Source organism: Immundisolibacter sp., assembly GCF_041601295.1.
Taxonomy (GTDB): domain Bacteria; phylum Pseudomonadota; class Gammaproteobacteria; order Immundisolibacterales; family Immundisolibacteraceae; genus Immundisolibacter.
This window is the reverse complement of sequence record NZ_JBFIII010000110.1, coordinates 1-8,167: the sequence shown is the minus strand read 5'-3', so window position 1 is coordinate 8,167 and position 8,167 is coordinate 1. Positions and strand designations below refer to the sequence as shown.

At 65.2% G+C, this 8,167-nt stretch carries 6 protein-coding genes; all 6 read right to left on the bottom strand.

Going from position 1 to position 8,167, the window contains the following annotated elements:
• Positions 1–306 precede the first annotated feature (306 nt).
• Entirely contained in the window at positions 307–2,244 is a 1,938-nt protein-coding gene (locus tag ABZF37_RS12470; RefSeq protein WP_372720389.1) for a potassium transporter Kup, read from the bottom strand.
• Between the two features lie 59 nt (positions 2,245–2,303).
• Positions 2,304–2,936 carry a peptide-methionine (S)-S-oxide reductase MsrA gene (msrA, locus tag ABZF37_RS12465; protein WP_372720387.1) on the bottom strand — a complete coding sequence of 211 codons (633 nt, stop codon included), beginning with the start codon at positions 2,934–2,936 and terminating at the stop codon, positions 2,304–2,306.
• 48 nt (positions 2,937–2,984) lie between these two features.
• A complete protein-coding gene (gene rimO / locus ABZF37_RS12460) occupies positions 2,985–4,313 on the bottom strand; it encodes a 30S ribosomal protein S12 methylthiotransferase RimO (protein ID WP_372720385.1) in 1,329 nt (442 codons plus the stop codon).
• A 207-nt stretch (positions 4,314–4,520) separates the two neighbouring features.
• Positions 4,521–5,483: an amidohydrolase family protein gene (locus ABZF37_RS12455; protein ID WP_372720383.1), complete on the bottom strand. Its 963-nt coding sequence runs from the start codon at positions 5,481–5,483 to the stop codon at positions 4,521–4,523.
• A gap of 191 nt (positions 5,484–5,674) precedes the next feature.
• Positions 5,675–6,301 carry a hypothetical protein gene (locus ABZF37_RS12450; RefSeq protein ID WP_372720381.1) on the bottom strand — a complete coding sequence of 209 codons (627 nt, stop codon included), beginning with the start codon at positions 6,299–6,301 and terminating at the stop codon, positions 5,675–5,677.
• A gap of 63 nt (positions 6,302–6,364) precedes the next feature.
• The coding region (gene parE, locus ABZF37_RS12445; protein WP_372720379.1) for a DNA topoisomerase IV subunit B at positions 6,365–8,167 on the bottom strand (1,803 nt) is incomplete at its 5' end.

Below are 8,167 nucleotides of genomic sequence, written 5' to 3'. Positions count from 1 at the left end.
CCGCAGCAGCGGTCCGGTGAGCGCCGTCGTCAGATGCGGCACCGACGATAAGCCTTGGAATGGATCGTTCATGGCTGACTGCTATTCGCCGTACGGGTGGCTATTGAAGCACAGCCGCCATGGCGTCCGTGCGGGCCGTTCGCAAGTACCTCAAGCTATAAGTTTGCGTACATGCCCAGACACGCATCCGCGCACCGGGTGCGCGAAGCAAACCACAGCAATAGCCGTCGCTATTGCGAGGATGAGCGACAAAGCACCCGGTGATGCGGGGCAGGTCGAACATAGCGAAATTTATAGGTTGAGGTACTAGCGGTTACCGGGCCGGGTATCGCGTTCGGGCGCTTTGAGTGCTGCCTCCACCCATAACCCGATCTCCACCGCCTGCCGTGGCGGGATGCGGTAAAAATCGGTGGCGCGCAGCGCGTTCCTGAACATGAACACATACAGCCGCTCGCGCATGCGGTTGAACCACGGCATATCGGGCGGCACGATCAGCGTCTCGCGGCCGATAAAGTACGTGGTATCGGCGGGGTCTACGGCAAGTCCGTGCCCGGCAGCCAGCGCCATTGCCCGGGGCAGGTCCGGGCTCTCGGCAAACCCATAGCGCACGAACAGGCGATAAAAGCCCTGCTCCAGAGGCTCTACCTGCAATTGCTCGTCCGGTGGCAGGCGCGGCGTGTCCTTGATCTCCACCGTTAGCAAAACCACCCGCTCGTGCAGGGCATGGGAGTGGCGCAAGTGGTGTTGCAGTGCCGGCGGGGCGCCCAGCTTGGGTGCGGTCATGAACACCGCCGTGCCTGGTACCCGGGCCACCCGCTCGCGGGCCAGACGCGAGAACAGGGTCGGCAACGACACGGTCTCGGTGCGCAGCATGCCGATCAGATTGGTCCGCCCCCAGTTCCAGGTGCTCATCATGGCGTACAGCAGCGCCGCCGCCGCCAGCACCATCCAGCCTCCAGCTGGCACGCGCAGCATATTGGCGGCGAAGAACGACACGTCTGCCGCCAGAAAAAGACCGGTAGCGAGCAAAGCCAGCAATAGATGCATGCGCCAGCGCCAGCGCATGGCAAGAAACAGCATGCTGGTGGTAATGATCATGGTGGTGCTGATCGCCACACCGTAGGCATTGGCCAGGGCCGCCGACGAACCGGCCCACAGCACTACCACCAAGGTAACCAGCATCAGCAGCGTGTTCAGCGCCGGTATGTAGATCTGGCCGCCTCTTATAGCCGAGGTCTGGACCACCTGCATGCGCGGGATAACACCCATCTGGATCGCCTGGCGGGTCAGCGAGAAGGCGGCGGAGATCACTGCCTGCGAGGCAATCACCGTCGCCGCCGTGGCCAGCGCGATCAGCGGATACAGCGCCCACTGCGGCGCCAGCTCGAAGAACGGCTGCTTGATCTCGACCGGCGAACTGAGGATCAGCGCACCCTGCCCGAAGTAGCACAGCAGCAGTGCCGGGAACACCAGCGCGAACCAGGCGTACTGAATCGGCTTGCGCCCGAAGTGACCCAGATCCGCATACAGTGCCTCGGCGCCGGTCACCACCAGAAACACCGAGCCCAGGATGCGCACCGCCGCCCAGCCCTCGTGATACAGAAACGCCGCGCCGTAGGCCGGGTTCAGCGCCGCCAGCACACCCGGGTAGCGGAAAATCGCCGCCGTTCCCAGCACCGCCATTACCAGAAACCAGACCGCCGTGATCGGCCCGAACCACACGCCGATGCGACCGGTGCCGCCGCGCTGGATACGAAACAGCGCCAGCAGAATACCCACCGTGATCGGCAACACCAGCGGTTCGAGCTGAGGTGCGGCCACCTCCAGCCCCTCGACCGCGCTGAGCACCGAGATGGCCGGCGTCAACACCCCATCGCACAGCATCAGCGCGGCGCCCAGCACGGCGAGTTTCTGCAGCAGCGGCCCCAACCAGACACCGCCGCGATGACGCTCGGGCCGCAGCAGGGCCAGCAGCGCCAGGATGCCGCCCTCGCCACGGTTGTCGGCGCGCAGCACGAACATCTGGTACTCGATGGACACGAGCACCGTCAGGGTCCAGAAAATCAGCGACAGGATGCCCAGCACGTTGTCGTGTGTGGGGGCAACACCGTGCGCCAGACACTCGCGCAAGGCATAGATGGGACTGGTGCCGATGTCACCATAAACCACGCCCAGCGCCCCCACGCTGAGCAGCCCCAGGCGACGCATCGGTTTGCTGGCGGACGCCGCAGCGGACGCGGTCATGCGGCCCGGCCCAGGCGGGGCGCGCCGAGTTTGCAGGTAAGACTCAGGCGTGCCATCGGCTAGGGACAGGCCACCCCGGTACCGCCAAGACCGCAGTAGCCCCCCGGGTTCTTGGCCAGGTACTGCTGGTGGTACTCCTCGGCGTAGTAAAACGTTCCGGCGGCAGCAATTTCGGTCGTGATCGCCGGGTAGCCGGCCTTGGCCAGCGCCGCCGCGAAAGCGTCGCGCGAGGCCAGTGCGGCGGCCTGCTGGGCGTCGTCAAAGGTGTAAATGGCGGATCGATACTGGGTACCGACGTCGTTGCCCTGGCACATGCCCTGAGTCGGATCGTGACTTTCCCAGAACTCACGCAGCAGCGCCGCATAGCTCACCCGCGCCGGATCGAATACGACCAGCACCGCCTCGGTATGGCCGGTGCCACCGCTGCAAACCTCTTCGTAACTCGGATTGGGGGTCTGCCCGCCCGCGTAGCCAACCGCGGTGGTAACCACGCCGTCGATCTGCCAGAAGCGCCGTTCGGCACCCCAGAAACAGCCCAACCCGAACACCGCCTGCTGCAGGCCCGCCGCGAACGGCCCCTGTAACGCTTCGCCGCTGACAAAATGCCGCGCCGCTACCGGGATCGAGGTCGCGCGCCCGGGCAGCGCCTTTCCGGGCGCGGGCAGTTCCAGCGATTTACCGAATAGGCGCATAAATTCCCCACAGGTGGCGCGGTGACGCGCCGATTATAAGTAAGCCGCCTAGCCCAGCAGCGGCACGGCGTAAAGATCGTGCGCATCGGCCTCGTCCACTTCCACCAGTAACAAGTCACCCACGGCCACGCCATCAGCGTCACTCAGGTACACCACGCCGTCGATCTGCGGGGCATCGGCAAAGCTGCGTGCGATCACTCCGTCATCGCCGACTTCATCCACCAGCACCTCGATGGTGCGGCCAACCTTGGCCTGCAGCCGCTCGGCGCTGATCTGCGCCTGATGCTGCATGAAACGGGCCAGGCGTTCCTGCCTGACCGGGTCGGGCACCGCGCCGGGCAAGGCGTTGGCGGCGGCACCGGCCACTGGCGAGTAGGCAAAGCAGCCGACACGGTCGAGCTGCGCCTCGTCCAGAAACTCCAGCAAGGACTCGAACTCGGCCTCGGTTTCACCGGGAAAACCCACGATGAAGGTGCTGCGCAGCGTCAGATCCGGGCAAATCTCGCGCCAGGCGGCGATTCGGCCGAGGGTATTTTCCACCTGCGCCGGGCGGCGCATGGCCTTCAGGATGCGCGGGCTGGCATGCTGGAACGGAATATCCAGATAGGGCAACAGCAGGCCGTCAGCCATCAACGGGATCAGTTCGTCCACGTGCGGGTAGGGGTAGACGTAATGCAGGCGCACCCAGACGCCCAATTCACCCAGAGCCCGCGCCAGCGTGGTCAGGTGCGTGCGCAGCGGCCGCCCGCCGTGAAAGCCCGTACGGTACTTCACGTCAACGCCGTAGGCGCTGGTGTCCTGCGAGATCACCAGTAGCTCTCGCACGCCGGCATCGACCAGTGCCTCGGCCTCGCTCAGTACCTCGCCGATCGGCCGGCTGACCAGATCGCCACGCATGGACGGGATGATGCAAAAGCTACACCGGTGATTGCAGCCTTCGGAAATCTTCAGATACGCATAGTGCGGCGGCGTAAGTCGCAAGCCCTGCGGCGGCAGCAGATCCCGGTACGGGTCATGCGCCTCCCGCGTCGGCGGCGGCAAGTGGTGCTGTATCGCGGTCACCACCTGGGCGTAGGCGTGTGGGCCGGTAACCGCCAGCACGCCGGGGTGGGCGTCCAGGATGTCCTGCGCATTCGCGCCCAGGCACCCGGTGACGATGACCTTGCCGTTCTGGGCCAGCGCCTCGCCGATGGCGTCCAGCGACTCGGCCTTGGCCTCGTCGATGAAGCCGCAGGTATTCACCACCACCAGGTCCGCCCCGGCGTAGCTGTCCGACAGCGCATAGCCGTTGGTGCGCAACTCAGTCAGGATGCGTTCGGAGTCGACCAGCGCCTTGGGGCAGCCGAGGCTGACAAAGCCAATCGTGGGTTGCGTCATGGGCGGCGCTGCGGAGGCGATTGAACGAGGGGCGGCGATTGTACTCTTCAGCCTCACTGCGGACCCTGCGCGGCGGGGCCGGGGACGCGACCCTGTTGGGGACGACCGCGCGGCGCGGCTGCAGACCACCGACGTCCCGGGACAGGCGTGCTCGGAAACAGCCTCCCCAGATGAGGTCTTGATCCTCATGCGAGCAGGCTGTTGCCCTCAACGCTTATGGTGGCGGGCAATTTCCTGCGGACTCAGGCGCAGAAAGCGCGCCGCATTGTTGTAGAAGATGTCGCGCTTGTGTGCCTCGGTCAGAAACGGCGCGGATCTGATCGCCTCGATACCCAGATCGATGGTTTCCGGCCACCACATCTGGTCGGAGCCGAACATCAGGCGCTGGCCCAGCCCAGCGTCCATGAGGCGTTTGAGGTACTCGTAAAACATCGCCCGCGGCGCAACCCACGTCACGGTCGACAAATCCGCATACACCTGCGGATGCATGTACATGAGGGAAATGGTCTCCGCCAGACGCGGAAAACCGGCGTTTTCCAGGTAAATGCGCAATCCGGGATGGCGTTTGAGCACCGGATCAAGCAGCTCCGGCCGTCCCGCCGCGATGCTGAAGGTCGGTTCCCGTGGTCCGATTCCTTCCAGGTGGATCAGCGTCGGCAGGTCGAATTCTTCTGCCAGCGCAAACAGGGGCTCCAGCGCCGGATCGTCAGGGCCAATGCCCGCCAGCTGCGTAGCCAGCTCGCCCATACCCTGCAGCTGGCCGCCCCGGTAAGCGGCGCGCAACTGGTCCAGATCCACGGCGTGCGGATTGGCGATGAACGGGCCGGCCAGAAAGCGGCCCGGAGCCGCATCTACCCATTCCCGTACGCCGTCAACGGGCCCGCTCAGAAAACCCAGCACAATGTTGTTGCGCTGCATGGCCTCCAGCGTAAGCGCACGCACCTGCGCATCATCCTTGGCCTGGGTAGGCGCCCCATCGCACCACCCGTGAGGCAGGCATACGCGCGGCATGACGCCACCGGAATCGGTGCGCGGCAGCGGCCCGGAAACATGCATATGCATGTCGATGATGGGCGGTGGCGGGGGTTCCGCCCCCCGCGCTGCGAATGGCGTTCCCAATACCGCCACCACACCGAGTACGCAGCGCGTGACCAATCGTGACGTACGCATCCTTGGGCGCCTCCGCAGAGCTTTATCAGAACGGCTGTCCGCCACGCCAAGCCTACCCGGATCGCGCCCCGGGTTACAACGGGAGGCCAGGCAAGCTACCCCAGCGCGATCCAGGCGCACTGTGAAGCGATGAGAGCAACACAGCCCAATCCGGGGAACCGCGGTCCGAGCTGAGCCCTGTTACACGATTTTTACGGCTTGCTGTTGCTCGGCGGCTTGTGAGCCCGCACATCCTCCAGGGTCCAGGTCACCGGGGTGTCCTGGCGCGCCGCGCACTCGGGCGTCTCGGCGACGGACGCGTCGGGTTTGTAATCGATTTTGTTGGCGAACTCGGAGGCGATTTCCCCGACGTTGTCCGGGCCGTATTCCACATATTTCTCTGCAAACGTGGTCAGCAGGATCGTTTCCTCGTTGGCATCCCAACCGAATATGCCGCCATGCGGCACGCAGGTCGGGATGATGATCGAGTCACCCTCCCGCAGTACCCGTTCGAACTCGCCATCGTAGCCGGCCTTGAACAGCACACTGCCCTTGATCACCACGCCGGTTTCTTCGTTGTGCCGGTTGAGCCGTATCGGTAACTCGCGGCCCTTGCCGGCCGCCGTCTTGTAGATCGCCAGAGTGCTGTTCGGCCCGTGGCGAAAATCGAAGAAAAACCCTCCCGGCGGCACTTCACGCTGGTCCAGGTGCTCGTAGATATTGAAAAAGCGCACCCCGCCGACGCCATCGGCGCCCGATACCTTATCCGGGCCTGCTGGCCCGGCGCCCACGGTCCCCGCCAGTCCGCACAGCATCAGAACACTGAAAATTCTTACCATCACGTCGCCCTCGATACGCAGTGAGACAGGAGCGTAGCGGCCGATGAACCCATGGGCAAGGCCTCAAACCTCCGCCAGGTCACCGTTCAGTTCCAGCCAGCGGCGCCGGTCGGGCGAACGCTTCTTGGCCAATAGCATGTCCAGCAGCTCGCCGGTGTCGTCGTCGGCTGCTATGGTCAACTGCAGCATGCGGCGGGTATCCGGTGCCATCACGGTCTCGCGCAACTGTGGCGGATTCATTTCGCCCAGGCCCTTGAAGCGCATGACGTTGATCTTGCCCTTGAGTTTCTCGGCCGCGATGCGGTCCAGCACACCCTGGCGCTCGGTGTCGTCCAGGGCATAGAACTGGTGCTGGCCAACGTCAATGCGGTACAGCGGCGGCATGGCCACATGCACGTGGCCGGCCGTGACCAGCGCCGGGAAATGACGCACGAACAGCGCGCACAGCAAGGCCGCAATGTGGGCGCCGTCCGAGTCGGCATCGGCCAGCACGCAAACCTTGCCGTAGCGCAGACCACTGAGGTCGTCCGAACCTGGGTCAACGCCGATGGCAATGGCGATGTTGTGCACTTCCTGCGAGGCGAGCACCTCGGCGACGTCCACTTCCCAGGTGTTCAGGATCTTGCCGCGCAGCGGCATCACGGCCTGGAACTCGCGATCGCGGGCCTGCTTGGCGCTGCCACCCGCGCTGTCACCCTCAACCAGGAACAGTTCCGTACGCGCCGGATCCTGCAAGGTGCAGTCGGCCAGCTTGCCGGGCAGCGCCGGGCCGGAGGTGATGCGCTTGCGCACCACCTGCCGCGCTGCCTTCAGGCGCCGGGCGGCGCGGCTGATGACCAGCTCGGCCAGGCGCTGGCCGATATCGGTATGGGTGTTCAGGTACAGGCTGAAGGCGTCCTTGGCCAAACCCGAGACAAAAGCGGCGCACTCGCGCGAGGACAGCCGTTCCTTGGTCTGGCCGGTGAACTGTGGCTCGCGCAGCTTGGTCGACAGCACGTAGGCGATGTTCTCCCAGACGTCCTCGGGGGCGAGCTTCAAGCCGCGCGGCAACAGGCTGCGGAACTCGCAAAACTCGCGAATCGCCTCGGTCAGCCCGGTGCGCAGGCCATTGACGTGGGTGCCGCCCTGGGCGGTCGGAATCAGGTTGACGTAGCTTTCGGCGACCGTATCGCCACCGTCCGGCAGCCAGGTGACAGCCCAGTCGGCCGCTTCGTTGGTGGCGCTGAAGCTGGCGCAAAACGGCGCTTCGGGTAGCTGGGGCAGGTCCACCAGAGCGGTGGCGAGGTACTCGCCCAGGCCTTCCTTGTATAGCCAGGTTTCCGTGCCGAGGGCGTCTGTGAAGCTCACTTCCAGGCCCGGGCACAGCACCGCCTTGGCCCGCAGCAGGTGCTTCAGGCGCGTGATCAGGAACGAGGGCGTGTCGAAGTACTGCGGGTCTGGCCAGAAGCGCACCTCGGTGCCAGTGACGCGCCGCGCCACCTCGCCGCCGATGTGCAGGTCGATGACCTTGTCGCCGCCGGCAAATGCCATGGCGTACTCATGCCCGTCCCGCCAGACCTTGACCTCGAGCCGCTGCGACAGCGCGTTGACTACCGACACGCCCACGCCATGCAGGCCGCCCGAGAACTGATAAGCCTTGTTCGAGAATTTACCGCCGGCGTGCAGGCGGGTGAGGATTACCTCCACCCCGGGCAGGCCTTCCTCGGGATGAATATCCACCGGCATGCCGCGGCCGTCGTCGCGCACCGCAAGGGAGCCGTCGTCGTGCAGCGTGACGCTGATGTGGTGCGCGTGCCCGGCCAGCGCCTCGTCCACCGCGTTGTCGATAACCTCCTGCGCCAGGTGGTTGGGGCGTTCGGTCTGGGT